Raw genomic sequence first — 26,074 nt, forward strand, 5'->3', positions numbered from 1 at the left:
CGGCCGTACCGTCGGTGCCGGCGTGGTTGCCAAGATCGTCGAATAAGCATTTCGGCGTCGAAAAGGGCCCCTAGGGGCCCTTTTTCTATTGTTGATCATTTATTGACACCCCTAGGACGCATCCGTACAATTGCGCCTCCTTTTACCAGGCGTATGCGTTTGGTAGGGATGGCTAATTGGAGTCTGAGGTCAAAATGCAAAACCAACAAATCCGTATTCGGTTGAAGGCTTTTGACCATCGCCTGATCGATCAATCAACCCAGGAAATCGTGGAAACCGCGAAACGTACTGGTGCTCAGGTGCGTGGTCCGATTCCACTGCCGACCCGCAAAGAGCGGTTCACTGTTCTGGTTTCCCCGCATGTCAACAAGGATGCGCGCGACCAGTACGAGATCCGTACTCATAAGCGAGTGCTGGACATCGTTCAGCCCACTGACAAGACTGTCGATGCGCTTATGAAGCTTGATCTTGCGGCTGGCGTGGAAGTGCAGATCAGCCTCGGCTAAAGCTTCAGCTTTGGTCGTGTAACGCTCTGAAATGGGCGGCCATAGCGGGTGAAAGCCCCGTACACTCAAGAGGTTACAACATGACTATTGGTGTAGTCGGTCGTAAGTGCGGCATGACCCGCATTTTCACCGAAGAAGGTGTCTCTGTTCCGGTTACGGTCATCGAGATCGAGCCGAATCGCGTCACTCAGTTCAAGAATGAAGAGAGCGATGGCTATCGCGCCGTGCAGGTCACTGTCGGCGAGCGTCGTGCGTCTCGTGTTACCAAGGCTCAGGCTGGTCATTTCGCCAAGGCGAACGTGGCTGCTGGTCGTGGCGTCTGGGAATTCCGTCTCGATGGCGAAGAATTTCAGGTCGGAGACCAGATCAGTGCCGAGATTTTCCAGGCTGGGCAGATGGTAGATGTGACCGGTCAGTCCAAGGGTAAAGGCTTTGCCGGTACCATCAAGCGCTGGAACTTCCGTGGTCAGGACAATACTCACGGTAACTCCGTATCCCACCGCGTCCCGGGCTCCATTGGCCAGTGCCAGACTCCAGGTCGTGTTTTCAAGGGCAAGAAGATGTCCGGGCACATGGGCGCTGAGCGCGTAACCGTGCAGTCCCTGGAAATCGTGCGCGTCGATGCCGAGCGTAACCTGCTGTTGGTCAAGGGCGCAGTGCCCGGCGCCACCGGTGGTGACGTTGTCGTGCGTCCCGCTGCCAAGGCTCGCGGGTAAGGGGGATTTCAGATGCAATTGAATGTTAATGGCGCACAGGCCATCGAAGTCTCCGAGCAAACCTTTGGCGGTGAGTTCAACGAGACGCTGGTGCATCAGGCTGTAGTGGCCTACATGGCTGGCGGTCGCCAGGGTAGCAAGCAGCAGAAGACCCGTTCCGATGTCTCCGGTGGCGGCAAGCGCCCGTGGCGTCAGAAGGGTACTGGTCGCGCGCGTGCCGGTACGTCCCGCGGTCCCATCTGGCGTGGCGGTGGTGTCACCTTCGCCGCTCGTCCGCAGAATCATGACCAGAAGCTCAACAAGAAGATGTACCGCGCAGCCCTGCGCTCCATCCTCTCCGAGCTCGTGCGCTCCGAGCGCCTAGTGGTCGTGGAAGATTTCGCTGTCGACAGCCCGAAAACCAAGTTGCTTGCAAGCAAGCTGACTGACATGGGGCTGAACGATGTATTGATCGTCTCCGATGCCGTTGATCAGAACCTGTATCTGGCTGCTCGCAACCTGCCGCATGTCGATGTTCGCGACGTGCAGGGTTCCGATCCTGTCAGCCTGATCGCCTATGACAAGGTGTTGATCACCGTGTCGGCCGTGAAGAAATTCGAGGAGCTGCTGGGATGAACCAGGAACGCGTATTCAAAGTCCTGCTTGGTCCGCACGTCTCCGAGAAGGCAACCATGCTGGCCGACAGCAAGAGCCAGTTCGTTTTCAAGGTTGCAACCGACGCAACCAAGCTGGAAATCAAGAAGGCCGTCGAAAGCCTGTTCAACGTGAAGGTAGCCAAGGTCAGCACCCTGAATGTTCAGGGCAAGACCAAGCGTACCGCTCGCGGTCTGGGCAAGCGCAATGACTGGAAGAAGGCGTACATCGCCCTTCAGCCGGGCCAGGATCTCGATTTCTCCGGCAACGCTGAGTAAGGAAGGGGTGCATCATGGCAATCGTTAAATGCAAACCGACTTCCGCGGGCCGCCGTTTTGTGGTCAAGGTGGTCAATCAGGAGCTGCACAAGGGCGCTCCTTATGCTCCGCTGCTCGAGAAGAAGTCGAAGTCCGGTGGTCGTAACAACAATGGCCGCATCACCACTCGTCACGTTGGTGGTGGTCATAAGCAGCACTATCGTCTGGTCGATTTTCGCCGTAACAAGGATGGCATTCCTGCCATCGTTGAGCGCGTCGAATATGATCCGAACCGTACTGCACACATTGCACTGCTGAAGTACGCCGACGGCGAGCGTCGCTACATCATCGCGCCGAAGGGCGTGACTGCAGGTGATCAGCTGCTCTCCGGCGTTAATGCGCCAATCAAGGCCGGCAATAGCCTGCCGCTGCGCAACATTCCGCTGGGTTCGACCGTTCATGGCGTCGAGCTCAAGCCGGGCAAGGGCGCTCAGATTGCACGTTCCGCCGGCGCTTCGGCCCAGCTGGTCGCGCGTGAAGGCGCCTACGTCACCCTGCGTCTCCGCTCCGGCGAGATGCGCAAGGTTCTGGCTGAGTGCCGTGCAACGCTAGGCGAGGTCTCGAACTCCGAGCACAGCCTGCGTTCGCTGGGCAAGGCTGGTGCGAAGCGCTGGCGCGGTGTGCGTCCGACCGTTCGCGGTGTTGCAATGAACCCGGTCGATCACCCCCACGGTGGTGGTGAGGGTCGTACCTCCGGTGGTCGTCATCCGGTGTCGCCATGGGGCTTCCCGACCAAGGGCGCGAAGACTCGCTCTAACAAGCGCACCGATAACATGATCGTCCGTCGTCGCAAGTAACTAGAGGGATACGACAGTGCCGCGTTCTCTGAAAAAAGGTCCTTTTATCGATCTTCACCTACTGAAGAAGGTCGAGGTGGCGATGGAAAAGAACGATCGCAAGCCAGTTAAAACCTGGTCGCGCCGTTCGATGATCCTGCCGCAAATGGTCGGTCTGACCATCGCTGTGCACAACGGTCGCCAGCATGTCCCCGTTCTTGTGAGCGAAGACATGGTCGGCCACAAACTCGGCGAGTTCGCTGCTACCCGCACCTATCGCGGGCATGTGGCGGACAAGAAAGGCAAGCGCTAAGGGGTAAGGAAAGATGGAAGTAGCCGCTAAGTTGTCGGGCGCTCGCATCTCCGCCCAGAAAGCCCGCCTGGTCGCCGACCAGATCCGCGGGAAGAAGGTGGGCGACGCGCTCAACCTCCTGGCTTTCAGCAGTAAGAAAGCCGCCGAGATCATGAAGAAAGTGCTGGAGTCGGCTGTAGCCAACGCCGAGCACAACGAAGGCGCAGACGTGGATGACCTGAAGGTGTCCACTGTCTTCGTCAACGAGGGGCGTTCGCTTAAGCGCATCATGCCGCGTGCCAAAGGCCGCGCTGATCGCATCGTCAAGCGGTCTTGCCATATCACTGTCAAGGTTGCGGACAAGTAACGGAGTCGATCAGATGGGTCAGAAAGTACATCCCACTGGCATTCGCCTGGGAATCGTCAAGGAGCACACTTCCGTCTGGTATGCAGACGGTCGTACGTACGCCGATTATCTGCTTGCAGATCTGAACGTGCGTGAGTATCTCCAAGACAAATTAAAAAGCGCGTCCGTAAGCCGTATCGATATCCATCGCCCGGCTCAGACAGCCCGCATCACCATCCACACTGCTCGTCCGGGTATCGTGATTGGCAAGAAGGGTGAGGATGTCGAGAAGCTGCGTCAGGACCTGACCAAGCAAATGGGTGTGCCGGTGCACATCAACATCGAAGAGATCCGCAAGCCGGAGCTCGATGCAATGCTGGTAGCACAGAACGTCGCTCAGCAGCTGGAGCGTCGTGTGATGTTCCGTCGCGCCATGAAGCGCGCCGTACAGAACGCGATTCGCATTGGTGCCAAAGGCATCAAGATCCAGGTGAGCGGTCGTCTGGGTGGGGCAGAAATTGCCCGTACGGAATGGTATCGCGAAGGTCGTGTGCCGCTGCACACCCTGCGCGCCGATATCGATTACAACACCTACGAAGCGCACACCACATACGGTGTGATCGGCGTGAAGGTCTGGATCTTCAAGGGCGAGGTCATCGGTGGCCGCCACGAAGAGCTCAAGCCGCAAGCGCCTGCGCCTCGTAAAAAAGCTGCCAAGTAAGGAGTACGCCAAATGTTGCAACCAAAGCGTACAAAATTCCGCAAGCAAATGACGGGTCACAACCGTGGCCTGGCTCAGCGCGGTAGCAAGGTCAGCTTCGGCGAATTCGCGCTGAAGTCCGTTTCGCGTGGTCGGCTCACCGCCCGCCAGATCGAATCCGCACGTCGTGCGTTGACCCGTCACGTGAAGCGTGGCGGCAAGATCTGGATCCGCGTGTTCCCCGACAAGCCTGTTACCAAGAAGCCCCTCGAAGTTCGTATGGGTAAAGGTAAGGGTAACGTCGAGTACTGGGTAGCCCAGATTCAGCCGGGCAAGGTGCTCTACGAGATCGAGGGTGTTTCCGAAGAGCTGGCGCGTGAGGCTTTTGCCTTGGCCGCTGCAAAGCTGCCGCTCGCCACCTCCTTTGTTAAGCGGACGGTGATGTGATGAAAGCGAGCGAGCTTCGTGAAAAATCCGCCCAGCAGCTGAACGAGCAACTGCTCGAGCTGCTGCGCGACCAGTTCAATCTGCGTATGCAGAAGGCAACGGGCCAGTTGGGGCAGTCTCACCTGCTCTCGCAAGTCAAGCGCGACATTGCTCGTGTCAAGACTGTGCTCAACCAGCAGGCAGGTAAGTGATCATGGCTGAAGTTGAAAAGACTGTCCGCACGCTGACTGGCCGTGTCGTCAGCGACAAGATGGACAAAAGCATCACCGTACTGATCGAGCGTCGCGTCAAGCACCCGATCTACGGCAAATACGTGAAGCGTTCGACCAAACTGCACGCGCACGACGAAACCAACCAGTGCCGTATTGGCGACAAGGTCACCATTCGCGAGACTCGCCCTATGGCGAAGACCAAGTGCTGGATGCTGGTTGACGTCGTCGAACGTGCCGTCGAAGTCTAAGGGCTAGGGGTCGGAGAAATTATATGATTCAGACTCAATCCATGCTCGATGTGGCGGACAACAGTGGCGCACGTCGCGTCATGTGTATCAAGGTCCTGGGTGGTTCGCACCGCCGTTATGCCGGCATCGGCGACATCATCAAGGTGACCGTCAAGGAAGCAATTCCGCGTGGCAAGGTCAAGAAGGGCCAGGTCATGACGGCTGTCGTGGTTCGCACCCGGCACGGTGTTCGTCGTCCGGACGGTTCCATCATTCGCTTCGACGGCAATGCTGCTGTTCTGCTGAACAACAAGCAGGAGCCCATTGGTACTCGTATTTTCGGGCCCGTGACGCGTGAGCTTCGTTCCGAGAAGTTCATGAAGATCGTATCGCTCGCGCCTGAAGTGCTGTAAGGAGAAGCCGCATGCAAAAGATTCGTCGCAACGACGAGATCATCGTCATCGCCGGCAAGGACAAGGGCAAGCGCGGTAAGGTGCTCCGGGTGCTCGCTGACGACCGTCTGGTTGTTGGTGGGGTCAATCTGGTGAAGCGCCATACCAAGCCGAACCCGATGTCGGGCGTTCAGGGCGGTATCGTCGAGAAGGAGGCACCTTTGCACGCCTCTAACGTCGCTATCTTCAACAGTGAAACCAACAAGGCTGATCGCGTTGGGTTCAAGGTTGAAGACGGCAAGAAAATTCGTGTCTTCAAGTCGACCCAAAAGCCGGTTGAAGCTTGAGACTGCTAGGTAGATAACCATGGCACGACTAAAAGAAGTTTATCGGAAGCAAATCGCGCCCAAGCTGAAGGAAGAACTCCAGCTTGGCAACGTGATGGAAGTTCCGCGTATCACCAAGATCACCCTCAACATGGGGCTGGGCGAAGCAATCGGTGACAAGAAGATCATCGATAACGCTGTTGCTGACCTCGAGAAGATCACTGGCCAGAAGGTCGTCGTGACTCACGCTCGGAAATCCATTGCGGGCTTCAAGGTCCGCGAGGGCTGGCCGATCGGCGTCAAGGTCACCCTGCGCAGTGATCGTATGTACGAGTTCCTGGATCGCCTCCTCTCGATCTCGCTGCCGCGAGTTCGTGACTTCCGTGGTCTGAACGCTAAATCGTTTGACGGGCGTGGGAACTACAGCATGGGTGTCAAGGAGCAGATCATCTTCCCGGAAATCGATTACGACAAGATCGATGCACTCCGCGGTCTGGATATCACTCTGACCACCACGGCTCGGACGGATGAAGAGGGTCGCGCATTGCTGCGTGCCTTCAACTTCCCGTTCCGTAACTGATTGGAGTAGGCACATGGCTAAGCAAAGCATGAAGAACCGCGAGCTGAAGCGTCAGCGCACGGTTGCCAAATATGCACAGAAGCGTGCTGCGCTGAAGGCGATCATCGCGAGCCCGGAATCGTCTCCGGAGGCGCGTTGGGAGGCTCAGGTGGCATTGCAGAAGCAGCCGCGTGACGCCGCCGCTTCGCGTCTGCGTAACCGCTGCCGTCTGACCGGCCGTCCGCATGGTGTTTACCGCAAGTTCGGTCTTGCGCGTAACATGCTGCGTCAGGCTGCGATGCGTGGTGACGTACCGGGTCTGGTCAAGGCCAGCTGGTAACCAGGGATAGGGCGGCGCTTGCGCCGTCCTGCTCTTATCGATCAAGCCCCAGATGGGGCTTGATTCGTTTCTAGTGTGTCTCTAGAATGTCCGGCTCGCCAGAGCCACGCCTGTGGGTGTTCGCTCGCTCAATAGGCGACACGAGCCCTTGCGGGCTTATTTTTTTGTTTTAGGAGCCAAGAGCCCATGAGTATGCAGGACCCGTTAGCGGACATGCTAACTCGTATCCGTAATGCCCAGATGGCCGAAAAGTCCGTCGTAAGCATGCCGTCTTCTACGCTGAAGGTGGCAGTAGCCAACGTTCTTCAGGGTGAAGGCTATATCGCTGGATACAACGTCAGCAGCGACGCCAAGCCGCAGCTGTCCATCGAGCTTAAGTATTTCGAAGGCCGTCCGGTCATCGAGGAGCTCAAGCGTGTAAGCCGTCCTGGCCTTCGCCAGTACAAATCCGTCGATCAGTTGCCGAAGGTTCGCGGCGGGCTGGGTGTCTCGATCGTTTCCACCAATAAAGGTGTGATGACTGATCGTGCTGCTCGTGCTGCCGGCGTTGGCGGCGAAGTGCTCTGCACTGTGTTCTAAGGGGGGATAAGCATGTCTCGCGTTGCTAAGAACCCCGTCAAGCTGCCTGCTGGTGTTGAGTTCAACATGTCCGGTCAGCGGCTTTCGGTAAAGGGTGCCAAGGGTGCTCTGGAGCTGAACGTTCATTCGTCCGTGGAAGTGATTCACGAGGCGGGCGAACTGCGTTTCGCTGCTCGCAATGGCGATCAGCAGAATCGTGCGATGGCCGGCACTACTCGTGCGCTGGTCAACAATATGGTGATCGGTGTCAGCCAGGGCTTCGAGCGCAAGCTTCAGCTGGTTGGTGTTGGTTACAAGGCGCAAGCCAAAGGTCAAGTGCTGTCCCTGGCTCTCGGCTTCTCGCATCCCATCGAGTATGAACTGCCACAAGGCGTCACCGCTGAAACTCCCAGTCAGACCGATATCCTGATCAAGGGTGTCGACAAGCAACTGGTTGGTCAGGTGGCCGCTGAGATTCGTGATTTCCGTCGTCCCGAGCCGTACAAGGGCAAGGGCGTGCGGTACTCGGACGAAGTGGTTCGTCGTAAAGAAGCTAAGAAGAAGTAGGGCATAGCAAATGAGCGTAAAGAAAGTTACTCGTCTGCGTCGCGCTCGCAAGGCACGCCTGAAGATGCGCGAGCTGGAAACCGTACGCCTGTGTGTGTACCGCTCTTCCCAGCACATCTACGCCCAGGTCCTCTCCGCCGACGGCGGCAAGGTCTTGGCCAGCGCCTCGACGCTCGACAAAGAACTGCGCGGCGGTGCCACTGGCAACGTCGACGCTGCCAAGAAGGTTGGTCAGCTGGTCGCTGAGCGGGCTAAAGCCGCAGGTGTCACCCAAGTGGCGTTCGACCGTTCTGGCTTCAAGTACCATGGTCGTGTCAAGGCACTGGCTGATGCTGCTCGTGAAGGCGGGCTGGAGTTCTAAGTTATGGCATATAACGAGCAAAAGCGCGACGAAGGCTACATTGAGAAGCTGGTTCAAGTTAACCGCGTCGCCAAGACTGTAAAAGGTGGTCGTATCTTTACCTTCACGGCGCTGACCGTGGTTGGTGATGGGAAAGGCCGTGTTGGGTTCGGTCGCGGCAAGTCTCGCGAGGTCCCGGCTGCTATTCAGAAGGCCATGGAAGCGGCGCGCCGCAACATGATCCAGGTCGATCTGAACGGTTCCACCCTGCAGTACGCGACCAAGGCAGCGCATGGCGCTTCCAAGGTCTACATGCAGCCTGCATCCGAGGGTACCGGTGTGATTGCCGGTGGTGCCATGCGCGCGATCCTCGAAGTCGCCGGGGTGCAGAACGTTCTGGCTAAGTGCTATGGCTCCACCAACCCTGTGAATGTGGTGCATGCCACCTTTAAGGGTTTGAAAGCCATGCAGTCGCCCGAGTCGATCGCTGCTAAGCGTGGCAAGAGCGTCGAGGAGATTTCCTGATCATGGCAAATACCGTCAAGGTCACGCTGATCAAGAGCGTCAGCGGTCGTATTCCTAATCACAAGCTTTGCGTCAAGGGTCTTGGCCTGCGTCGCATTGGTCACACCGTCGAGGTTCAGGATACGCCTGAGAATCGCGGCATGATCAACAAGGCTTACTACATGCTCCGTGTGGAGGGCTAAGCCATGCAACTGAACGATCTACGTTCCGCGCCTGGTGCTCGTCGCGAAAAGCTGCGTCCCGGTCGTGGCATCGGTAGCGGCCTCGGCAAGACCGGTGGTCGCGGCCATAAAGGTCAGACGTCGCGTTCCGGCGGCAAGATCGCGCCCGGTTTCGAGGGCGGTCAGCAGCCGCTGCATCGTCGGCTGCCGAAGTTCGGCTTCGTTTCCCTGAAAGCCATGGATCGTGCCGAAGTCCGGACGTCCGAGCTGGCCAAGGTCGAAGGCGACGTCGTAACTGTGCAGAGCCTGAAGGACGCCAATCTGATCAACCAGAACGTACAGCGTGTCAAGGTCATGCTGTCCGGTGAGGTTGGTCGAGCGGTAACCCTCAAGGGTATCGCCGCCACCAAGGGTGCGCGTGCGGCTATCGAAGCAGCTGGCGGTAAGTTCGAGGACTAAATGGCTAAGCAAGGTGCTCTCTCCGCGCTGAGTAATGGCGGGCTGTCTGAACTCTGGGCTCGTCTGCGATTCCTGCTGATGGCGATCATCGTCTATCGGATTGGAGCGCATATCCCGGTGCCTGGGATCAATCCCGACAGGTTGGCCGAGCTGTTCCGTCAGAACGAAGGGACCATCCTTAGCCTGTTCAACATGTTTTCGGGCGGTGCGCTGGAGCGCATGAGCATCTTTGCGTTGGGGATCATGCCGTATATTTCGGCCTCGATCATCATGCAGCTCATGACCGCTGTCAGTCCGCAACTCGAGCAGTTGAAGAAGGAAGGTGAAGCCGGTCGTCGCAAGATCAGTCAGTACACGCGCTATGGTGCGCTGGTACTGGCTATCGTGCAGGCGATCGGTATGTCTGTTGGTCTGGCTGGGCAGGGTGTCGCATTCAGCAACGACTTTGGCTTTCATTTCGTTGCCATCACCACCTTCGTGGCTGGGGCGATGTTCATGATGTGGCTGGGCGAGCAGATCACCGAGCGCGGTGTCGGTAATGGCATTTCGATGCTGATATTCGCCGGTATCGTTGCGGGCTTGCCGGGGGCGCTTGGGCAATCGTTCGAATCGGCGCGTCAAGGCGATATCAATATCATCGCTCTGCTCGCGGTTGGCCTGCTTGCCGTTGCGATCATTGGCTTTGTCGTGTTCATCGAGCGTGGCCAGCGTCGGATTGCGGTTCACTACGCCAAGCGTCAGCAAGGGCGTAAGGTCTTCGCTGCGCAGACCAGCCATCTTCCTTTGAAGGTCAACATGGCGGGTGTGATTCCGGCAATCTTTGCCAGTAGCATCCTGCTGTTCCCGGCCTCTTTAGGGCAGTGGTTCGGTCAATCCGAGAACATGGGTTGGCTGGCGGATATTTCGCAGGCCATCGCACCTGGTCAGCCGCTGAATATTTTGCTGTTTAGTGCCGGGATCATCTTCTTCTGCTTCTTCTACACGGCGTTGATGTTCAACCCGAAGGATGTAGCGGAGAACTTGAAGAAGTCCGGTGCATTTATCCCGGGTATTCGTCCTGGTGAGCAGTCCGCGCGTTACATCGATGGCGTGTTGACTCGCTTGACCATGTTCGGTGCTCTGTACATGACGGCTGTCTGTCTGCTGCCCCAGTTCTTGGTCGTGGCTGCAAATGTGCCGTTCTACCTTGGCGGGACGTCGTTGCTGATCGTGGTTGTGGTTGTCATGGACTTCATGTCCCAGGTTCAATCGCACCTCATGTCTCACCAGTACGATTCCCTGATGAAAAAAGCCAACCTGAAGGGTTATGGCAGCGGCATGCTCCGCTGATCACCCGTAAGGTTCCAGGAGTTGTCATGAAAGTTCGTGCATCGGTCAAAAAGCTGTGCCGCAACTGCAAGGTCGTACGTCGCGACGGCGTCGTTCGAGTTATCTGCAGTGCAGAACCGCGTCACAAGCAGCGCCAAGGCTGAGTGTGAGCTAAGGCTCGAGCCCGGCAGCTAGTGCGCTGTCGGGTTGATTATTTGTTATTACAGCGTTAGTATCTCGCGCCCTTTTCTTGGCTTCCGGGGCGTTGGGTAGCTGTCAATTGGAGTTTCACTGAATGGCCCGTATTGCAGGCGTAAACATTCCGGATAACAAGCACACTGTTATCTCGCTGACCTACATCTATGGTGTCGGTCGCACTCGCGCACAGAGCATCTGTGCCGCTACCGGCGTAAATCCGGCAGCAAAAATCAAGGATCTCTCGGACGAGCAGGTTGAACTGCTGCGTGGCGAAGTGGCCAAGTTCATCGTTGAAGGTGACCTGCGTCGTGACGTCAACATGAAGATCAAGCGCTTGATGGACCTGGGTTGCTATCGCGGCCTGCGTCATCGTCGTGGTCTGCCGGTTCGCGGTCAGCGCACCAAGACCAACGCCCGTACCCGTAAGGGCCCGCGCAAGCCGATCCGCAAGTAATCTGCATTAGCGCATCGACAGGAATCTAATCATGGCAAAACCTGCTGCTCGTCCTCGTAAAAAAGTCAAAAAGACAGTGGTTGATGGCATCGCCCACATCCACGCGTCGTTCAACAACACCATCATCACGATCACCGATCGCCAAGGTAACGCCCTTTCTTGGGCTACTTCCGGCGGCTCCGGCTTCCGTGGCTCGCGTAAGAGCACCCCGTTTGCCGCACAGGTTGCGGCAGAGCGTGCTGGGCAAGCTGCTCTGGAATACGGTCTGAAGAACCTTGACGTCAATGTCAAAGGCCCAGGCCCAGGTCGTGAATCCGCCGTTCGTGCATTGAATGGCTGTGGTTATAAAATCGCCAGCATCACCGACGTGACGCCGATCCCGCACAACGGGTGCCGTCCGCCGAAGAAGCGCCGCGTGTAATCAGGAGACAGTGAAAGATGGCTCGTTATATTGGTCCCAAGTGCAAACTGTCTCGTCGTGAAGGCACCGATCTTTTCCTGAAGAGCGGCGCACGCGCGCTTGAATCGAAGTGCAATATCGAAACCCCTCCAGGCGTTCACGGCCAGCGTCGTGGTCGTTTGTCCGACTACGGTACACAGCTGCGTGAGAAGCAGAAGGTTCGTCGCATCTATGGCGTGCTCGAGCGTCAGTTCAGCGGCTACTACAAGGAGGCCGCCAGCCGTAAAGGCGCCACTGGCGAAAACCTGCTGCAGCTCCTTGAGTGCCGTCTGGACAATGTCGTTTACCGCATGGGCTTCGGTTCTACTCGTGCCGAGTCGCGTCAGCTGGTCTCCCACAAAGCGATCAGTGTCAATGGTCAGACGGTGAACATTCCGTCTTACCAGGTCAAGGCCGGTGACGTGGTTGCCGTTCGCGAGAAGTGCCGCAACCAGCTGCGTATCGCCCAGGCCCTGGAACTTTGCGCACAGCGCGGTCGTGTCGAGTGGGTAGAGGTAGATACCGACAAGAAATCTGGCGTTTTCAAGAATGTTCCGGCCCGCAGTGATCTGTCCGCCGACATCAACGAAAACCTGATTGTCGAGCTCTACTCCAAGTAAGGGCTAGAAAATAGGTGTATCCATGCAGAGTTCGGTAAATGAGTTCCTGACCCCCCGCCATATCGATGTGCAGGTGGTCAGTCCGACCCGCGCCAAGATCACGCTCGAGCCTCTCGAGCGTGGTTTCGGCCACACCCTGGGCAACGCGCTGCGTCGTATCCTGTTGTCCTCCATGCCCGGCTGCGCCGTGGTCGAGGCAGAGATCGACGGCGTGCTCCATGAGTACAGCGCAATCGAGGGCGTGCAGGAAGATGTCATTGAAATCCTGCTGAACCTCAAAGGTATCGCCATCAAGCTGCACGGCCGTGATGAAGTGACCTTGAGCCTGGTGAAGAAGGGCGCGGGCGCTGTGACCGCTGCCGATATCCAGCTGGATCACGATGTCGAAATCGTCAATGGCGATCACCTGATCGCCAACCTGGCGGCCAACGGCTCGATCAACATGAAGCTCAAGGTTGCTCGTGGTCGTGGCTACGAGCCGGCCGATGCGCGCCAGAGCGACGAAGACGAAAGCCGTAGTATTGGCCGTCTTCAGCTCGACGCGACATTCAGCCCGGTTCGTCGTGTCGCGTATGTTGTCGAGAACGCTCGTGTCGAGCAGCGCACCAACCTGGACAAGCTGGTCATCGACCTGGAAACCAATGGAACCCTGGATCCCGAAGAGGCGATCCGTCGTGCCGCGACTATCCTGCAGCAGCAGTTGGCCGCGTTCGTCGACCTGAAGGGTGACAGCGAGCCGGTCGTGGTCGAGCAAGAAGACGAGATCGATCCGATCCTGTTGCGTCCGGTTGATGACCTGGAACTGACCGTACGTTCGGCCAACTGCCTTAAAGCAGAAAACATCTACTACATCGGTGACCTGATCCAGCGCACTGAAGTCGAGTTGTTGAAAACGCCGAACCTGGGCAAGAAGTCCCTTACCGAAATCAAGGACGTTCTGGCCTCGCGTGGTCTCTCCCTCGGCATGCGCCTCGACAATTGGCCGCCGGCAAGTCTCAAGAAGGACGATAAGGCCACTGCCTGATCGTCCGTAGTCACCGAACTGATCGTTTGGTAAGGAATATCAATCATGCGTCATCGTAAAAGTGGCCGTCACCTGAGCCGCACAAGCGCACACCGCAAGGCCATGTTCCAGAACATGGCTGTGTCGCTGTTCGAGCACGAGCTGATCAAAACTACCCTCCCGAAAGCCAAGGAACTGCGCCGCGTTGCCGAGCCGCTGATCACCCTGGCCAAGGAAGACAGCGTCGCCAATCGTCGTCTGGCGTTCGACCGCACTCGTTCGAAAGCCATCGTTGGCAAGCTCTTTAACGATCTGGGCCCGCGCTACGCTACCCGTCAGGGTGGTTACCTGCGGATCCTCAAGTGCGGTTTCCGCGCTGGCGACAACGCGCCCATGGCTTACGTCGAGCTGGTTGACCGTCCGGTTACCGGTGAGGTAGAGGCCGCTGAATAAGCGCTCTTAGCCAATAAGAAGGCCGGACGACTGTCCGGCTTTTTTATGGTTGTTGCGTTAGTCTTAGACTATTAGCGGTCTCGCTTCAATAAATTAGAGCTCGTTCGCCGTTTCGCTTATCGTTCTTCCCAAGCCGATCTACTGGCCTTCAAGGAGAGCGTCATGAGCGATACCCAGATTCTTACCACCGCATCCGGTTCCCCCGTCGCTGACAACCAGAATTCCCGCTCAGCTGGCATTCGCGGTCCGCTGCTGCTCGATGATTTTCATCTGGTAGAAAAGCTGGCGCACTTCAATCGCGAGGTCATTCCGGAGCGGCGCGTGCACGCGAAGGGCTCCGGAGCATATGGCACTTTCACTGTCACTGCGGATGTCACCCGATACACCAGCGCCAGGTTGTTCGACACGGTTGGCAAGCAGACACCTTTGTTCCTGCGCTTTTCCACGGTCGGTGGTGAGCGAGGTTCGGCCGATACGGAACGCGATCCGCGTGGCTTTGCAGTCAAGTTCTATACCGAAGAAGGTAACTGGGACATTGTCGGTAACAACACGCCGGTCTTTTTCATTCGCGACCCGCTGAAGTTTCCTGATTTCATCCATACCCAGAAGCGCGACCCTTGGACCAACCTGAAAAGCCCACAGATGATGTGGGACTTCTGGTCCCTGTCCCCCGAGGCTCTGCATCAAATCACCATCCTGTTTTCCGACCGGGGCATCCCGGACGGCTACCGGTTCATGCACGGCTTCGGCAGCCATACGTTCAGCATGATCAATGCGGAGGGGGAGCGCTCGTGGGTGAAGTTTCACTTTAAGAGCATGCAGGGCATCAAGAATCTCTCCCCGGTGGACGCTGCGCGCTTGGCGGGCACTGATCCGGACTACGCGCAGCGAGACCTGTTCGAGGCTATCGAGCGTGCCGAGTACCCTAGCTGGCGGATGTGCATACAGGTCATGAGTGAAGCGCAGGCGGCGCGCCGCGCTGAGAACCCCTTCGACGTGACCAAGACCTGGTCGCAAAAGGAGTTTCCGTTGTTCGAAGTAGGGGTGCTCGAGCTGAACCGTAATCCGAGCAACTATTTTGCCGAGGTGGAGCAGGCTGCCTTCGCGCCGAGCAATGTAGTGCCCGGTATCGGCTTGTCACCGGATCGGATGCTGCAGGGGCGGGTGTTCGCCTACGCTGATGCTCATCGGTATCGTGTCGGAACCAACCATCAGCAACTACCCGTCAACGCGCCGCGCTGCCCCTATCAGAACTATCAGCGTGATGGGGCCATGCGCTTCGATGGTAATGGTGGCTCGGCGCCGAACTACGAACCGAACAGCTATTCCGACGCGCCGAAGCAGGCGCCGCGCTACGCGGAGCCAGGCCTGATGCTGAGCGGCGCCGCGGACCGCTACGACCACCGCATGGACGAAGATTACTACAGCTATGCGGGTGCGCTCTTCCGCCTGATGAACGCCGAGCAGCAGACACTGCTGATCAACAATGTCGTGGGTGCGATGAAGTCGGTAAGCCGACCGGTGCAGTTGCGCCAGCTGGGGCACTTCTTCAAAGCCGATCCGGCTTATGGCGCCGGTGTTGCCAAGGGACTCGGCATAGACGCCAGCGAAGTCGCCTGACCCAGTGGCCGCGAGCCGGGCTCCGAGGAGGGGCCCGGCTTTCGCTTAGCGGTCAGGCGCGGTCCCTTTCCAGCAGCGGTTTCAGAAAGTGGCCGGTGTGAGAGTGATTAATCGCGGCGACATCCTCTGGCGTGCCGGTCGCGATGATTTGCCCGCCTTTCGAACCCCCTTCCGGGCCAAGGTCGACAAGCCAGTCGGCCGTTTTGATTACATCCAGGTTGTGTTCGATTACCACGACAGTATTACCGTGATCGCGTAGGCGATGCAGCACGTCCAGCAACTGCTGAATGTCGGCGAAGTGCAACCCCGTCGTCGGCTCGTCGAGGATGTACAGCGTCTTGCCGGTATCGCGCTTGGACAGTTCGCGCGACAGCTTGACCCGCTGCGCCTCGCCGCCGGAGAGCGTTGTCGCGCTTTGCCCCAGCTTGATGTACGACAGTCCGACGTCCATCAGCGTTTGCAATTTGCGGGCGACCGCTGGTACCGGATCGAAGAACTCGCGGGCCTCTTCGATCGTCATGTCGAGTACTTCCGTGATGCTCTTGCCCTTGTATTTGACCTCCAGGGTTTCGCGGTTGTAGCGCTTGCCCTTGCACACGTCGCAGGGTACGTAGATATCAGGCAGGAAATGCATTTCGACCTTGATCACCCCGTCGCCCTGACAGGCTTCGCATCGGCCACCTTTTACGTTGAACGAGAAACGGCCGGGACCATAACCCCGAGAGCGGGCTTCGGGGACACCCGCGAAGAGCTCCCGAATGGGCGTGAACAGTCCGGTGTAGGTCGCTGGGTTCGAGCGTGGCGTGCGTCCAATCGGGCTCTGGTCGATGTCGACGACTTTGTCCAGGTGCTGCAACCCATCGAAGCTGTCATGCGGGGCGACTTCCAGCGTGGTGGCGCCATTGAGCGCGGTCGCGGTGATTGGAAAGAGCGTGTTGTTGATCAGCGTCGACTTGCCGGACCCGGAAACCCCGGTGATACAGGTCAGCAAGCCGACCGGGATTTCCAGGTCGACGTTACGCAGGTTGTTGCCCCGGGCGCCTTTTAGCTTCAAGAGGCGGTCTTTATCACGCGGGGTGCGCTGGGCGGGGTAGAGGATCTTGACCCGCCCGGATAGGTACCCGCCCGTCAGCGACGCCGGGTTGCCCATCACTTCGTCCGGCGTGCCTTCGGCGACGATCTGTCCGCCATGGACGCCTGCTCCCGGCCCGATATCGACTACGTAATCGGCCAGGCGAATGGCGTCTTCGTCGTGTTCGACCACGATCACCGTATTGCCGATGTCACGCAGGTGTCGCAGGGTCCCCAGCAGACGCTCGTTGTCGCGCTGGTGCAGGCCGATGGAGGGCTCGTCAAGGATGTACATGACCCCAACCAGACCCGCACCGATCTGGCTGGCCAGGCGAATACGCTGAGCTTCGCCTCCGGAGAGGGTGTCCGCGCTGCGGTCAAGGGTCAGGTAGTCGAGACCCACGTTGACCAGGAACTGCAGCCGCTCACGAATCTCCTTGAGAATCTTGTCGGCGATTTCGCCGCGGCGGCCCGTAAGCGCCAGTCCGCCGAAATAGTCGGTCGCATCACCTATAGGCAGTGCTGTCACCGCGGGCAGCGTCTTGTCGCCCACCCAGACATGGCGCGCTTCTCGACGCAGGCGTGTGCCGCGACATTCGGGGCAGGGCTGGGTGCTCAGGTACTTGGCAAGCTCTTCGCGAACCGTATTCGACTCCGTTTCGCGATAGCGGCGCTCGAGGTTCGGGACGATGCCTTCGAACGGGTGGGAGCGTTTGACGATATCACCGCGGTCGTTCAGATAGCGGAACTCGACATTCTCGCGCCCGCTGCCGCGAAGAATGACCTTCTGGTGGTCGGCGCTGAGTGAGTCAAAGGGCGCATCGAGGCTGAACCCGTAATGTGTTGCCAGCGACCCGAGCATCTGAAAATAGTAGACGTTGCGCCGATCCCAGCCGCGGATGGCGCCTTCGGCCAGCGTGAGCTCGCCATTGACCAGACGTTTGGCGTCGAAGAACTGTTTGACCCCAAGCCCGTCACAGGTCGGGCAGGCGCCGGCCGGATTGTTGAACGAGAAGAGCTTGGGTTCGAGCTCGCTGATCGAATGGCCGCACACCGGGCAGGCAAAGCGAGCCGAAAAGATCATCTCTTCACTGTTATCGTCCTCGTCCATCGGGGCGATCAGCGCAAGGCCATCGGCGAGCTTGAGCGCGGTCTCGAAAGATTCGGCGAGCCGCTGTTGCAGGTCGTCGCGCACCTTGAATCGGTCCACCACCACATCGATCGAATGCTTTTTCTGCTTATCAAGCTTGGGCAGTTCGTCCAGTTCATGCAGGCGCCCGTTGATACGCGCACGAACAAATCCCTGCGCGCGAAGCTCGTCGAATACGGCCAGATGTTCGCCTTTGCGCTCGCGAATCACCGGCGCGAGCAGCATGAGTTTGCGGCCTTCCTCGAGCGCAAGGACCTGGTCGACCATCTGACTGACGGTCTGCGCCTCCAGCGGTGCATCGTGGTCAGGGCAGCGGGGTGTGCCGACGCGCGCATAGAGCAGGCGCAGGTAGTCGTAGATCTCGGTAATGGTGCCAACGGTAGAGCGGGGGTTATGCGAGGTCGACTTCTGTTCGATCGAAATCGCTGGAGAGAGCCCTTCGATGGTATCCACGTCGGGCTTTTCCATCATCGAGAGGAACTGCCGAGCATAGGCCGACAGGGATTCGACATAGCGGCGTTGACCTTCCGCATAGAGCGTGTCGAAGGCCAGCGACGATTTGCCGGAGCCTGACAGGCCGGTGATCACGATCAGTTTGTCGCGCGGCAGGGTCAGGTCGATGTTCTTCAAGTTGTGGGTCCGAGCCCCACGAATCAGAATCTTGTCCAAAGCAGCCTCGCGTGGCGGGCGGGAAACCCGAAATTATACGGCCGGTGCGACTGTGCGGCAAAAGCGAGCGCCTGTGCCGAGCAGGGGATGGCTGCTAGAATCGCCGCCGGTTCATTCAAGCGAGACCCCACATGCAGGATCCATACAGCGAGCGCATGAACGCGAGCGAAACCCGTGCTGCGTCCGGTCTGGCCCTGGTTTTCGCGTTCCGCATGCTAGGCATGTTCATGGTCCTGCCGGTGCTGGCGACTTACGGCACGGACCTGCAGGGGGCGACGCCGGCACTGATCGGTCTCGCGATCGGTGCCTATGGTTTGACCCAGGCGGTGCTGCAAATTCCCTTCGGAATGCTGTCGGACCGTATCGGCCGTCTGCCGGTGATCTATTTTGGCCTCGTGATTTTTGCTGCCGGCGCCGCATTGGCCGCGTCTGCCGACTCCATCTGGGGCGTGATCGCAGGGCGTGTTCTGCAAGGCGCCGGTGCGATTTCGGCAGCGGTGATGGCGCTGCTGTCTGACCTCACTCGAGAGCAGCACAGAACCAAGGCGATGGCCTTGATTGGCATGAGCATCGGCGTATCGTTCGCGGTTGCCATGGTCGTCGGGCCGCTATTGACCCGTGCGTTCGGGCTCTCCGGACTGTTCTGGGTCACGGCGGCTATGGCCCTGGCCGGCATCGGCGTCGTAGCAACGCTGCCGCGGGCGCACCGTCATATTCATCACCGAGAGTCTGGCGTGGCGGGGCAGGCGCTTTGGCCCACGCTTCGCCATCCCGATCTGTTGCGTCTGGATTTCAGCATCCTGGCCCTGCATGCCATTCTCATGGCCAGCTTCGTTGCACTTCCCTTGGCCCTGGTGAGCGAGGCGGGCCTGGCGCGCGAGCAGCACTGGTGGGTGTACCTGACGGCGCTGGTCGTCGGCTTTTTCGGCATGGTGCCGTTCATCATCTATGGCGAAAAGAAGCGGCAAATGCGGCGCGTCGTGCTGGGCGCGGTGGCTGCGTTGTTGTGCGTCGAGTTGTTCTTCCTGGGGCTGGGCGATCGCCTGTGGTCGCTCGTCGTGGGGATGATCCTGTTCTTTACCGCGTTCAACCTCCTTGAGGCGTCGCTGCCCTCGCTGATCAGCAAGGTCGCGCCCGCTGGTGGGAAGGGGACGGCGATGGGCGTCTACTCGACTAGCCAGTTCCTTGGCGCAGGCGCGGGCGGCATCTTAGGCGGCTGGCTGTTCCAGACCGGCGGGCTGGGGCTGGTCTTCGGGGGCTGCGCTGTGCTTTGCGCGTTGTGGCTGCTCGTGACCTGGCGGATGCAGGAACCGCCTTACGTGACAGGCTTGCGGTTGCCACTGTCCGAGTTGGCGTTGGGTAATCCACAACTGGCCGAGGACATGCTCGCTGTGCCGGGGGTCTCGGACGCGCTCATCATCGGCGATGAGGCTGTCGCATACCTGAAAGTGGACATGCAGATCCTGGATCGCGAGGCGTTGGACAGATTGGTGGCCTGACATGCTGTGCGAGGCGTCACGCCTGGCGCCTCCTCGAGCGGTCGCCTTGGCCGGCTTGGTCTGCCTGAGGTAAGATTCGCGGTCATTGGCTTTTCCCGTATGCGGGATTCGCTCCAGTGAGCCAACTTAAATTCGTGTTTCAGAAAGGAGTTACCCATGGCCAGAGGGGTGAATAAAGTCATCTTGATCGGCAATGTCGGCGGCGATCCGGAAACCCGCTACATGCCCAATGGCAATGCGGTGACCAACATTACGCTGGCCACCACCGATAGCTGGAAAGACAAGCAGACCGGGCAGCTGCAGGAACGCACCGAGTGGCATCGCGTCGTGTTGTTCGGCAAGGTCGCCGAAATTGCGGGCGAGTATCTGCGCAAAGGCTCGCAGTGCTACATCGAAGGTCGTCTGCAAACGCGCGAGTGGGAAAAGGACGGCGTCAAGCGCTACACCACCGAGGTAGTGGTGGATATGGGCGGGACCATGCAACTGCTGGGTGGTCGCGGTGGCAGCTCCGACGACTCGCCACGTCAGTCACAGCCACGCCCGCAACGAGAGGCGCAGCCTCAGCAATCGCGTCCGCAGCCGCAACCGGCGCAGCAACCCGCACCGGATTACGACAGCTTCGACGACGATATCCCCTTCTAGAGAGCCTTCGATGCGAATGCGCCTGATGCTGTTGGGCGGCGGTAATGCCCTAGGGCAGGCGCTCATCCGCCTGGGTGCCGAGGAGGACATTGGCTTCCTCGCGCCGCGTCCGCCTGCAGAAGGCTGGGACGCGCCCAGCCTTACAGAGTTGCTCGACGTCAATCGACCCGACGTCGTCATCAACCTGGCCTACTACTACGACTGGTTCCAGAGCGGGCAGGTCGACGAGGCCTTGCTGTCGCGGCAAGAGCGAGCAGTCGAGCGCCTTGCCGAGCTCTGCCAGCATCACCAGTTCGCCCTGCTGCAGCCTTCCAGCTATCGCGTCTTCGATGGTGCTCGCACCACCGCCTACAGCGAAAAGGACGAGGTTGCTCCGCTGGACGCTCGGAGCAGGGCCTTGTGGCGAACCGAGCAAAGTGTTCGGACGCTATGCCCGAAGCACGTCTTGCTGCGGTTTGGCTGGTTGCTCGACGACAGCAAGGATGGCCTGCTCGGTCGTTTTCTGCATCGGCTCGAGACGTGCGAAAGCTTGAGCCTCGCCGACGATCGACGCGGTAACCCAACGCCGGTGGACGATGCGGCGCGGGTAATGCTCGCCGTCCTCAAACAGCTCGATTGTCAGGCGCCACTCTGGGGAACCTACCACTACGGGGGGCACGAGGCCTCGACGCCTCTGGTCGTCGGGCAGGCCTTGATGGCCGAAGCTGCGCATCACCGACGGCTTCGTGTCGAGACGCTGACGCCCATCGCCCACGCCGACTGCCCCGACGCGGCGGACGAGCCACAGCACGGCGTCCTGGCATGCAAAAAGATATTCAACACCTTTGGCATCAAACCGCGCGCCTGGCGTGCGGGGCTTCCCACCCTGCTGGAGCGTTACTACCGCCATGGATAAATCTCCCGTTCTGGTTACCGGCGGCGCCGGTTTTATCGGCTCCAATCTCGTAGACCTTTTGCTCGCCCACGGCCACAGCGTGCGCATTCTGGACAACCTGTCGACGGGCAAGCAGGCCAACCTTCCCAGCCATCCGCGTGTCGAGTTCATCAAGGGTGATGTCGCCGATGTGCAATTGGTGCGCCGCGCCGTACAGGGCTGCCAGGCGGTGGTCCACCTGGCCGCGGTGGCGTCCGTGCAGGCCTCGGTCGAGGATCCGGTCGGTACGCATCAGAGCAATCTCGTTGGCACCTTGAATATCTGCGAGGCGATGCGCGAGGCCGGGATTCGGCGTGTGGTGTTTGCGTCCAGCGCAGCGGTATATGGAAATAACGGGGACGGTGAAGCCATCGACGAAGAGACGCCCAAGGCGCCGCTGACGCCCTACGCGGCAGACAAGCTCGCGAGCGAGCATTACCTGGATTTCTATCGTCGCCAGCACGGGCTGGAGCCGGTGGTGTTCCGCTTTTTCAATATCTACGGGCCAAGGCAGGACCCGTCTTCACCCTACTCGGGTGTGATCAGCATCTTTACCGAGCGGGCGTTGAAGCGGCAGCCGATCACCGTGTTCGGCGATGGCGAGCAGACTCGGGATTTTCTTTACGTGGGCGATCTGGTCGAACTGCTGGGGCAGGCGCTCAAGCAGGAAGAGATCGATGTTGGCGCAATCAATGTGGGTCTCAATCGCGCGACCAGCCTGAATCAGTTGCTGGCGGCGATCGGCGATGTGGTGGGTGAGCTGCCTCCGGTCAGCTACCAGGCAGCCCGCAGCGGGGATATCCGGCATTCGCGTGCCGACAATGCGCGGCTGTTGCAACGTTACCGCTTGCCGAACCCCGTGACCGGGATGCGTGAGGGGCTTGCCCGCTTGCTGGAGCGTTGACGTTCTGCTGAGCAATTCACAGGCTTCTGATCGCGCCCGCTCAAATAACAAACCCCGCCACTTGGCGGGGTTTGTCGCATAAGCGAAGGATCGAGGCCTGGCGCAGGGGCTCAGAACTTGTAGCCCAGACCTACCATGTAGACCATCGGGTCGACATCCACGTCGACCTTGACCTTGGCTCCGCCATAGCTGGTGGTGCCGGTGGTGTCGATGTCGATGTAGCGCACCTGCGCGTTGACCATCATGTTGTCGGTCAGCATGTAATCCATGCCGATCTGGGCGGCCAAGCCCCATGAGTCCTTCATGTTCAAACCGCTGAAGCCCTTGTTCTCGGCCTCGCTGGTCAGCTTGTCATCGAAGAACCAGGTGTAGTTGATGCCGGCGCCCACGTAAGGTTGGAACGCCGATTTGCTGTCCAGGGGGTAATACACAACGCTAAGGGTTGGCGGCAGGTGCTTGAGCTCGCCCAGTTTGCCGTTCAGCCCAGAAAAGCCGCCTGGCATGCCGGCGACACCGACGTCGTGGCTGAATGGCGTTGCGGCGAGCAGTTCGATACCGACCTTGTCCGTCAACATGTAGGCGAAGTTGAGGCCCAGCTGGGTGTCGCTGTCCAATGTCGCCTTGGTTCCCGGGACGCTGGTCGACAACGCGCCAACGTAGATATCGCTGCTGTCTTCTCGCGGATCTACGGTTACCGCACCCGCACGAACGATGACATCACCTGCCTGATGGGCCTGGGCGAAGGGGGCAGTGAGCGCCATGGCCAGCACGGACGCGGTAAACAGGGTCTTGCGCATATTGGAACTCCATCGAGACAGGGTGTGTTGCGATGGCGCCCATGGTAGAGGCCTGCATCAGGACCATTTTGATCCAGCTCAATAAACGCAGCGGCGGCCGCGCGGCACGTTTGAGCAGGTTGCGTTGTCCTCTGCTTGCAGATGATAATGTTTCTCTTTCTGAATCCGCTGCGGCGAGACTGTCAATGACGCTCACTCGGATGGCTGCGTTGCCGTCTTGAAAGTGTTATAACATAACGCTCTAAAGCTGCTGTGAACTGAGGGTCCACTCCGCATGAATCTGCACCCGACTCGCTTGCTGCCAGGCGTTCTCTTGTCGTTATGCCTGCCTCTGCAGGCCGCTCCCCTGGATGATGCGTTGAACGAAAGCCAGCGGCTGGCCGCTGAAGCCCAGGCTTCCCAGGCGCGCATCGAGCAGCTCGACGACACGACCCGGCAAATGCTCAACGACTACCGCAATGCCGTGCAGCAGGCCGAAGCGCTGAAGGCCTACAACGCTCAATTGACCGAACTCACCGACGCGCAGCGCAAGGAGCTCGACGGCTTCCAGCGCCAGCTCGATAGCATCGAGCGGACCCAGCAAGCGGTCGCTCCCCAGATGGGACGGATGATCGAGGTGCTCGAAGAATTCATTGCCGCCGATCTGCCGTTCCTGCCGGAAGAGCGGGCCGACCGTCTGGCGAGCCTGCAAGACATGCAGGGGCGTGCGGACGTCAGCCTGGCGGAGAAATACCGCCGTATCCTGGAGGCTTATCAGATCGAAAGCGACTACGGCCGCACATTGGAAGCCTGGCGCGGTGAACTGCCGACCGAAGGCGGTAGCCGCAGCGTCGAGTTCCTCCGCCTCGGACGCACGATGCTCTATTACCAGACCCTGGACGCGCATGAGAGCGGCTGGTGGAACCCGCAGGCGAAAGCCTGGGAAGTGCTCGACGGCAGTGCGCGCCGGCCGCTCACCAAGGCGATCGCGATTGCTCGACAGCAGCAGGCACCGGGCTGGCTCGAACTCCCTGTGAAGACCCTGGCCAAGGAGGCTGCGCAATGACCCGCCTGCTGACATCGTTGCTGATCGGCTGCCTGCCGGTTTTCGCCATGGCTGCCGAGCCGCTGAGCCCTGACCAGCTGTTGCAGCGCATCCGCAGCGAGCGCGCGGCGGAGGTCGAGGCCATGCAGGCGCGTGAACAACAATTCATACAGAACCGTGGCGAACAGGCACAGCTGTTGGCAACAGCGACGGCCGCGCTCGAGGCACAGAAGGCCGAGGCCGAGCGCCTCAAGGCCGAATTCGATCGTCAGGAAGCCGAGCTCGCCGAGCAAGAGAAGCTTCTGGCTCAGCGCGTGGGCCATCTTGGCGAACTGTTCGGCGTCGTGCGCCAGAGTGCGGGCGACATCGCCGGGCAGTGGCAGGACAGTCTGCTTAACGTGCAGTACCCGGATCGCCTGGAGCGGCTGCGTGCGCTGGCTGAAAGTCGTGCCTTGCCCTCGGCCGAGGATCTCGACAGCTTCTGGATGACGTTGCTCGAAGATCTTGCCGCAAGCGGGCGAATCGAACAGGTCGAATTGCCGGTAGTGCATGCCGACGGTCAGCGCGGCACCGAACAGGTGCTGCGTGTCGGAGGCTTCGCCGCCTACACCGATGACGCCTTCCTGCGCTATGACAGCGATGCCGGCGAGCTGCTGGCGCCTGCGCGACAGCCTTCCGGTATCGGCCAGGTCAACGACTACCTGAGCAGCAACGATGCGTTGGCGACCCTGCCGATCGACCCCAGCCGCGGCTCGCTGCTGGCGCAATTGCAGCGTCAGCCGCAGCTCTGGGACCGTGTTCAGCAGGGCGGTCTGGTTGGCTGGGTGATCATCGCGTTGGGCGTGGTCGGTTTGCTGATCGCCCTCTGGCGTATGGTCTACCTGTCCGGCGTCGGCCGTGCCGTTGGTCGGCAGATGGCGGAGCTGAGCTCGCCGCGGGATGACAATCCCCTGGGCCGCGTTATCGGTGTGCTGGGGCCCAAGCCGCAACTGGCGGATCTGGAAACGCTGGAGCTGAAGCTCGACGAGGCGATCCTTCAGGAAACCCCGCCCCTCGAACGCGGCCAGCCGCTGCTCAAACTGCTCAGTGCCGTTGCGCCCCTCCTTGGGCTGCTCGGTACCGTCACCGGGATGATCGTCACCTTCCAGGCGATCACCCAGAGCGGCGGTGGCGATTCGCGGTTGATGGCCGACGGTATTTCCCAGGCCCTCGTGACCACGGTGCTGGGCCTGGTGGTGGCCATTCCGCTGCTGTTCCTGCATAGCCTGCTCGCCAGCCGCAGCAAGTCGCTGATCCAGCTGCTCGAACAGCAGAGCGCCGGCCTGATCGCCCTTCACCTATCGGGGACGCCACGCCGTGACTGATCTGCATCTGCGCTGGCTGAGCCTGGTCGACGGCGCCTATGCGCTGCTCGATTTCATGGCGGCGGGCGGTGCGGTCATGTGGGCGCTGGCCGCGTTGTGCGTGCTCTATTGGACGCTCGTGTTCGAGCGGATCTGGTACATGCGCCGCGTTTTCCCGCGCTGGGTCGAGACGCGTCGGCAGGCCTGGGCCCGTCTCGATTCGGAGCCGGGCAGCTGGCAGCGCGCCGTGCGCAGCGCGTGGCTGGCCCAGGCCCAGCAGCAGCTCGCCGGGCCGCTGCGCATGAGCAAGACACTGGTGGCGATGTATCCGCTGCTGGGGCTGCTCGGCACCGTCAGCGGCATGATCGCGGTTTTCGACGTGCTGGCGCTCAATGGCACCGGCAACCCGCGCGGCATGGCCGCTGGCGTGTGGCAGGCCACCCTGCCGACCATGGCCGGGATGGTGCTGGCGATTACTGGACTGTTTAGCCTGGCGCGTCTCGAACGACTCTCGCGGCAGGCGCTCGACCGGCTGGCTGACCAGCTGCGTCACGATTGAGGATTACTG

At 59.7% G+C, this 26,074-nt stretch carries 38 protein-coding genes; 36 read left to right on the forward strand and 2 right to left on the reverse strand.

Annotated features, from left to right (window positions below; all coding sequences use genetic code 11):
* Positions 1 to 194 precede the first annotated feature (194 nt).
* The 29 genes from rpsJ (at position 195) to MST27_RS09770 (ending at position 15,494) form a co-directional block, all read left to right on the forward strand.
* Entirely contained in the window at positions 195 to 506 is a 312-nt protein-coding gene (gene rpsJ / locus MST27_RS09630) for a 30S ribosomal protein S10 (protein WP_003186070.1), read from the forward strand.
* Between the two features lie 80 nt (positions 507 to 586).
* On the forward strand, positions 587 to 1,222 hold the full coding sequence (gene rplC, locus MST27_RS09635) for a 50S ribosomal protein L3 (protein WP_243605760.1): 636 nt from the start codon (positions 587 to 589) through the stop codon (positions 1,220 to 1,222).
* A 12-nt stretch (positions 1,223 to 1,234) separates the two neighbouring features.
* Entirely contained in the window at positions 1,235 to 1,837 is a 603-nt protein-coding gene (gene rplD, locus MST27_RS09640) for a 50S ribosomal protein L4 (RefSeq protein WP_243605761.1), read from the forward strand.
* A complete protein-coding gene (gene rplW / locus MST27_RS09645) occupies positions 1,834 to 2,133 on the forward strand; it encodes a 50S ribosomal protein L23 (RefSeq protein ID WP_021209378.1) in 300 nt (99 codons plus the stop codon). The genes rplD and rplW overlap by 4 nt, the downstream gene beginning before the upstream one ends.
* 14 nt (positions 2,134 to 2,147) lie before the next feature.
* The gene (rplB, locus tag MST27_RS09650) at positions 2,148 to 2,969 is read left to right on the forward strand and encodes a 50S ribosomal protein L2 (protein WP_243605762.1); all 822 of its coding nucleotides are present in this window, start codon (positions 2,148 to 2,150) and stop codon (positions 2,967 to 2,969) included.
* A 16-nt stretch (positions 2,970 to 2,985) separates the two neighbouring features.
* Positions 2,986 to 3,261: a 30S ribosomal protein S19 gene (gene rpsS, locus MST27_RS09655; protein WP_243605763.1), complete on the forward strand. Its 276-nt coding sequence runs from the start codon at positions 2,986 to 2,988 to the stop codon at positions 3,259 to 3,261.
* Positions 3,262 to 3,274: 13 nt separating this feature from the next.
* Entirely contained in the window at positions 3,275 to 3,607 is a 333-nt protein-coding gene (rplV, locus tag MST27_RS09660; protein WP_003304070.1) for a 50S ribosomal protein L22, read from the forward strand.
* 13 nt (positions 3,608 to 3,620) lie between these two features.
* Entirely contained in the window at positions 3,621 to 4,307 is a 687-nt protein-coding gene (gene rpsC / locus MST27_RS09665) for a 30S ribosomal protein S3 (protein ID WP_131651934.1), read from the forward strand.
* A 12-nt stretch (positions 4,308 to 4,319) separates the two neighbouring features.
* Complete coding sequence (gene rplP / locus MST27_RS09670) at positions 4,320 to 4,733, forward strand: 50S ribosomal protein L16 (protein ID WP_014854222.1); 414 nt, start codon at positions 4,320 to 4,322, stop codon at positions 4,731 to 4,733.
* Positions 4,733 to 4,924: a 50S ribosomal protein L29 gene (rpmC, locus tag MST27_RS09675; RefSeq protein WP_243605764.1), complete on the forward strand. Its 192-nt coding sequence runs from the start codon at positions 4,733 to 4,735 to the stop codon at positions 4,922 to 4,924. Before rplP ends, rpmC begins: the two co-directional genes overlap by 1 nt.
* 2 nt (positions 4,925 to 4,926) lie before the next feature.
* The gene (rpsQ, locus tag MST27_RS09680) at positions 4,927 to 5,193 is read left to right on the forward strand and encodes a 30S ribosomal protein S17 (protein ID WP_025240347.1); all 267 of its coding nucleotides are present in this window, start codon (positions 4,927 to 4,929) and stop codon (positions 5,191 to 5,193) included.
* Between the two features lie 23 nt (positions 5,194 to 5,216).
* The gene (gene rplN / locus MST27_RS09685; RefSeq protein ID WP_003289207.1) at positions 5,217 to 5,585 is read left to right on the forward strand and encodes a 50S ribosomal protein L14; all 369 of its coding nucleotides are present in this window, start codon (positions 5,217 to 5,219) and stop codon (positions 5,583 to 5,585) included.
* A gap of 11 nt (positions 5,586 to 5,596) precedes the next feature.
* Positions 5,597 to 5,911 carry a 50S ribosomal protein L24 gene (gene rplX / locus MST27_RS09690; protein WP_243605765.1) on the forward strand — a complete coding sequence of 105 codons (315 nt, stop codon included), beginning with the start codon at positions 5,597 to 5,599 and terminating at the stop codon, positions 5,909 to 5,911.
* A 19-nt stretch (positions 5,912 to 5,930) separates the two neighbouring features.
* Entirely contained in the window at positions 5,931 to 6,470 is a 540-nt protein-coding gene (gene rplE / locus MST27_RS09695; protein ID WP_243605766.1) for a 50S ribosomal protein L5, read from the forward strand.
* A 13-nt stretch (positions 6,471 to 6,483) separates the two neighbouring features.
* Positions 6,484 to 6,789, forward strand: coding sequence for a 30S ribosomal protein S14 (gene rpsN / locus MST27_RS09700; RefSeq protein WP_243605767.1), 306 nt, complete (start codon positions 6,484 to 6,486; stop codon positions 6,787 to 6,789).
* A gap of 186 nt (positions 6,790 to 6,975) precedes the next feature.
* Positions 6,976 to 7,368: a 30S ribosomal protein S8 gene (rpsH, locus tag MST27_RS09705; protein WP_003281824.1), complete on the forward strand. Its 393-nt coding sequence runs from the start codon at positions 6,976 to 6,978 to the stop codon at positions 7,366 to 7,368.
* A 12-nt stretch (positions 7,369 to 7,380) separates the two neighbouring features.
* Positions 7,381 to 7,914 (forward strand): 50S ribosomal protein L6, encoded by a 534-nt coding sequence (gene rplF, locus MST27_RS09710; RefSeq protein ID WP_243605768.1) that lies wholly within the window; start codon positions 7,381 to 7,383, stop codon positions 7,912 to 7,914.
* A 10-nt stretch (positions 7,915 to 7,924) separates the two neighbouring features.
* Positions 7,925 to 8,275 (forward strand): 50S ribosomal protein L18, encoded by a 351-nt coding sequence (gene rplR, locus MST27_RS09715; protein WP_019339967.1) that lies wholly within the window; start codon positions 7,925 to 7,927, stop codon positions 8,273 to 8,275.
* A 3-nt stretch (positions 8,276 to 8,278) separates the two neighbouring features.
* Positions 8,279 to 8,779, forward strand: a complete 501-nt coding sequence (gene rpsE, locus MST27_RS09720; RefSeq protein WP_243605769.1) for a 30S ribosomal protein S5 — start codon at positions 8,279 to 8,281, stop codon at positions 8,777 to 8,779.
* A 2-nt stretch (positions 8,780 to 8,781) separates the two neighbouring features.
* Positions 8,782 to 8,961 carry a 50S ribosomal protein L30 gene (gene rpmD / locus MST27_RS09725; protein ID WP_003281818.1) on the forward strand — a complete coding sequence of 60 codons (180 nt, stop codon included), beginning with the start codon at positions 8,782 to 8,784 and terminating at the stop codon, positions 8,959 to 8,961.
* Between the two features lie 3 nt (positions 8,962 to 8,964).
* Positions 8,965 to 9,399 (forward strand): 50S ribosomal protein L15, encoded by a 435-nt coding sequence (rplO, locus tag MST27_RS09730; RefSeq protein WP_243605770.1) that lies wholly within the window; start codon positions 8,965 to 8,967, stop codon positions 9,397 to 9,399.
* Entirely contained in the window at positions 9,400 to 10,728 is a 1,329-nt protein-coding gene (secY, locus tag MST27_RS09735; RefSeq protein ID WP_243605771.1) for a preprotein translocase subunit SecY, read from the forward strand. It begins immediately after the preceding gene.
* A gap of 26 nt (positions 10,729 to 10,754) precedes the next feature.
* The gene (gene rpmJ / locus MST27_RS09740) at positions 10,755 to 10,871 is read left to right on the forward strand and encodes a 50S ribosomal protein L36 (protein ID WP_243605772.1); all 117 of its coding nucleotides are present in this window, start codon (positions 10,755 to 10,757) and stop codon (positions 10,869 to 10,871) included.
* 131 nt (positions 10,872 to 11,002) lie between these two features.
* Positions 11,003 to 11,359, forward strand: coding sequence for a 30S ribosomal protein S13 (rpsM, locus tag MST27_RS09745; protein ID WP_243605773.1), 357 nt, complete (start codon positions 11,003 to 11,005; stop codon positions 11,357 to 11,359).
* 31 nt (positions 11,360 to 11,390) lie between these two features.
* The gene (rpsK, locus tag MST27_RS09750; protein ID WP_014854207.1) at positions 11,391 to 11,780 is read left to right on the forward strand and encodes a 30S ribosomal protein S11; all 390 of its coding nucleotides are present in this window, start codon (positions 11,391 to 11,393) and stop codon (positions 11,778 to 11,780) included.
* A gap of 17 nt (positions 11,781 to 11,797) precedes the next feature.
* The gene (rpsD, locus tag MST27_RS09755; RefSeq protein WP_243605774.1) at positions 11,798 to 12,418 is read left to right on the forward strand and encodes a 30S ribosomal protein S4; all 621 of its coding nucleotides are present in this window, start codon (positions 11,798 to 11,800) and stop codon (positions 12,416 to 12,418) included.
* A 22-nt stretch (positions 12,419 to 12,440) separates the two neighbouring features.
* Positions 12,441 to 13,442 carry a DNA-directed RNA polymerase subunit alpha gene (locus MST27_RS09760; RefSeq protein WP_003289187.1) on the forward strand — a complete coding sequence of 334 codons (1,002 nt, stop codon included), beginning with the start codon at positions 12,441 to 12,443 and terminating at the stop codon, positions 13,440 to 13,442.
* A 45-nt stretch (positions 13,443 to 13,487) separates the two neighbouring features.
* Positions 13,488 to 13,874: a 50S ribosomal protein L17 gene (gene rplQ / locus MST27_RS09765; RefSeq protein WP_019339959.1), complete on the forward strand. Its 387-nt coding sequence runs from the start codon at positions 13,488 to 13,490 to the stop codon at positions 13,872 to 13,874.
* A 162-nt stretch (positions 13,875 to 14,036) separates the two neighbouring features.
* Complete coding sequence (locus MST27_RS09770) at positions 14,037 to 15,494, forward strand: catalase (protein WP_243605775.1); 1,458 nt, start codon at positions 14,037 to 14,039, stop codon at positions 15,492 to 15,494.
* A 52-nt stretch (positions 15,495 to 15,546) separates the two neighbouring features.
* Here the strand turns inward: MST27_RS09770 and uvrA are convergent, their stop codons facing one another.
* A complete protein-coding gene (gene uvrA, locus MST27_RS09775) occupies positions 15,547 to 18,384 on the reverse strand; it encodes an excinuclease ABC subunit UvrA (RefSeq protein WP_243605776.1) in 2,838 nt (945 codons plus the stop codon).
* A gap of 131 nt (positions 18,385 to 18,515) precedes the next feature.
* Here uvrA and MST27_RS09780 point away from each other — a divergent pair, with 131 nt between their 5' ends.
* The 4 genes from MST27_RS09780 to MST27_RS09795 all read left to right on the forward strand — a co-directional run bounded on the left by MST27_RS09780 (position 18,516) and on the right by MST27_RS09795 (position 22,342).
* Positions 18,516 to 19,883: an MFS transporter gene (locus MST27_RS09780; RefSeq protein WP_243605777.1), complete on the forward strand. Its 1,368-nt coding sequence runs from the start codon at positions 18,516 to 18,518 to the stop codon at positions 19,881 to 19,883.
* Between the two features lie 156 nt (positions 19,884 to 20,039).
* On the forward strand, positions 20,040 to 20,525 hold the full coding sequence (locus MST27_RS09785) for a single-stranded DNA-binding protein (protein WP_243605778.1): 486 nt from the start codon (positions 20,040 to 20,042) through the stop codon (positions 20,523 to 20,525).
* A gap of 10 nt (positions 20,526 to 20,535) precedes the next feature.
* Positions 20,536 to 21,420 carry a sugar nucleotide-binding protein gene (locus MST27_RS09790; protein WP_243605779.1) on the forward strand — a complete coding sequence of 295 codons (885 nt, stop codon included), beginning with the start codon at positions 20,536 to 20,538 and terminating at the stop codon, positions 21,418 to 21,420.
* Positions 21,413 to 22,342 (forward strand): NAD-dependent epimerase/dehydratase family protein, encoded by a 930-nt coding sequence (locus tag MST27_RS09795; RefSeq protein ID WP_243605780.1) that lies wholly within the window; start codon positions 21,413 to 21,415, stop codon positions 22,340 to 22,342. Before MST27_RS09790 ends, MST27_RS09795 begins: the two co-directional genes overlap by 8 nt.
* Before the next feature lie 110 nt (positions 22,343 to 22,452).
* Here MST27_RS09795 and MST27_RS09800 read toward each other — a convergent pair whose 3' ends face one another.
* On the reverse strand, positions 22,453 to 23,139 hold the full coding sequence (locus MST27_RS09800) for an OmpW/AlkL family protein (protein ID WP_243605781.1): 687 nt from the start codon (positions 23,137 to 23,139) through the stop codon (positions 22,453 to 22,455).
* A gap of 274 nt (positions 23,140 to 23,413) precedes the next feature.
* On the opposite strand from MST27_RS09800, the gene MST27_RS09805 reads away from it, so the two are divergent.
* The 3 genes from MST27_RS09805 to MST27_RS09815 are packed head-to-tail and all read left to right on the forward strand — an operon-like array spanning position 23,414 to position 26,065.
* Positions 23,414 to 24,184, forward strand: a complete 771-nt coding sequence (locus tag MST27_RS09805) for a DUF3450 domain-containing protein (RefSeq protein ID WP_243605782.1) — start codon at positions 23,414 to 23,416, stop codon at positions 24,182 to 24,184.
* Positions 24,181 to 25,527: a MotA/TolQ/ExbB proton channel family protein gene (locus tag MST27_RS09810; RefSeq protein ID WP_243605783.1), complete on the forward strand. Its 1,347-nt coding sequence runs from the start codon at positions 24,181 to 24,183 to the stop codon at positions 25,525 to 25,527. Before MST27_RS09805 ends, MST27_RS09810 begins: the two co-directional genes overlap by 4 nt.
* Complete coding sequence (locus tag MST27_RS09815) at positions 25,520 to 26,065, forward strand: MotA/TolQ/ExbB proton channel family protein (protein ID WP_243605784.1); 546 nt, start codon at positions 25,520 to 25,522, stop codon at positions 26,063 to 26,065. Before MST27_RS09810 ends, MST27_RS09815 begins: the two co-directional genes overlap by 8 nt.
* Positions 26,066 to 26,074: the final 9 nt, after the last annotated feature.

The sequence above is a fragment of the Stutzerimonas marianensis genome (genome assembly GCF_022810315.1).
GTDB lineage: Bacteria > Pseudomonadota > Gammaproteobacteria > Pseudomonadales > Pseudomonadaceae > Stutzerimonas > Stutzerimonas marianensis.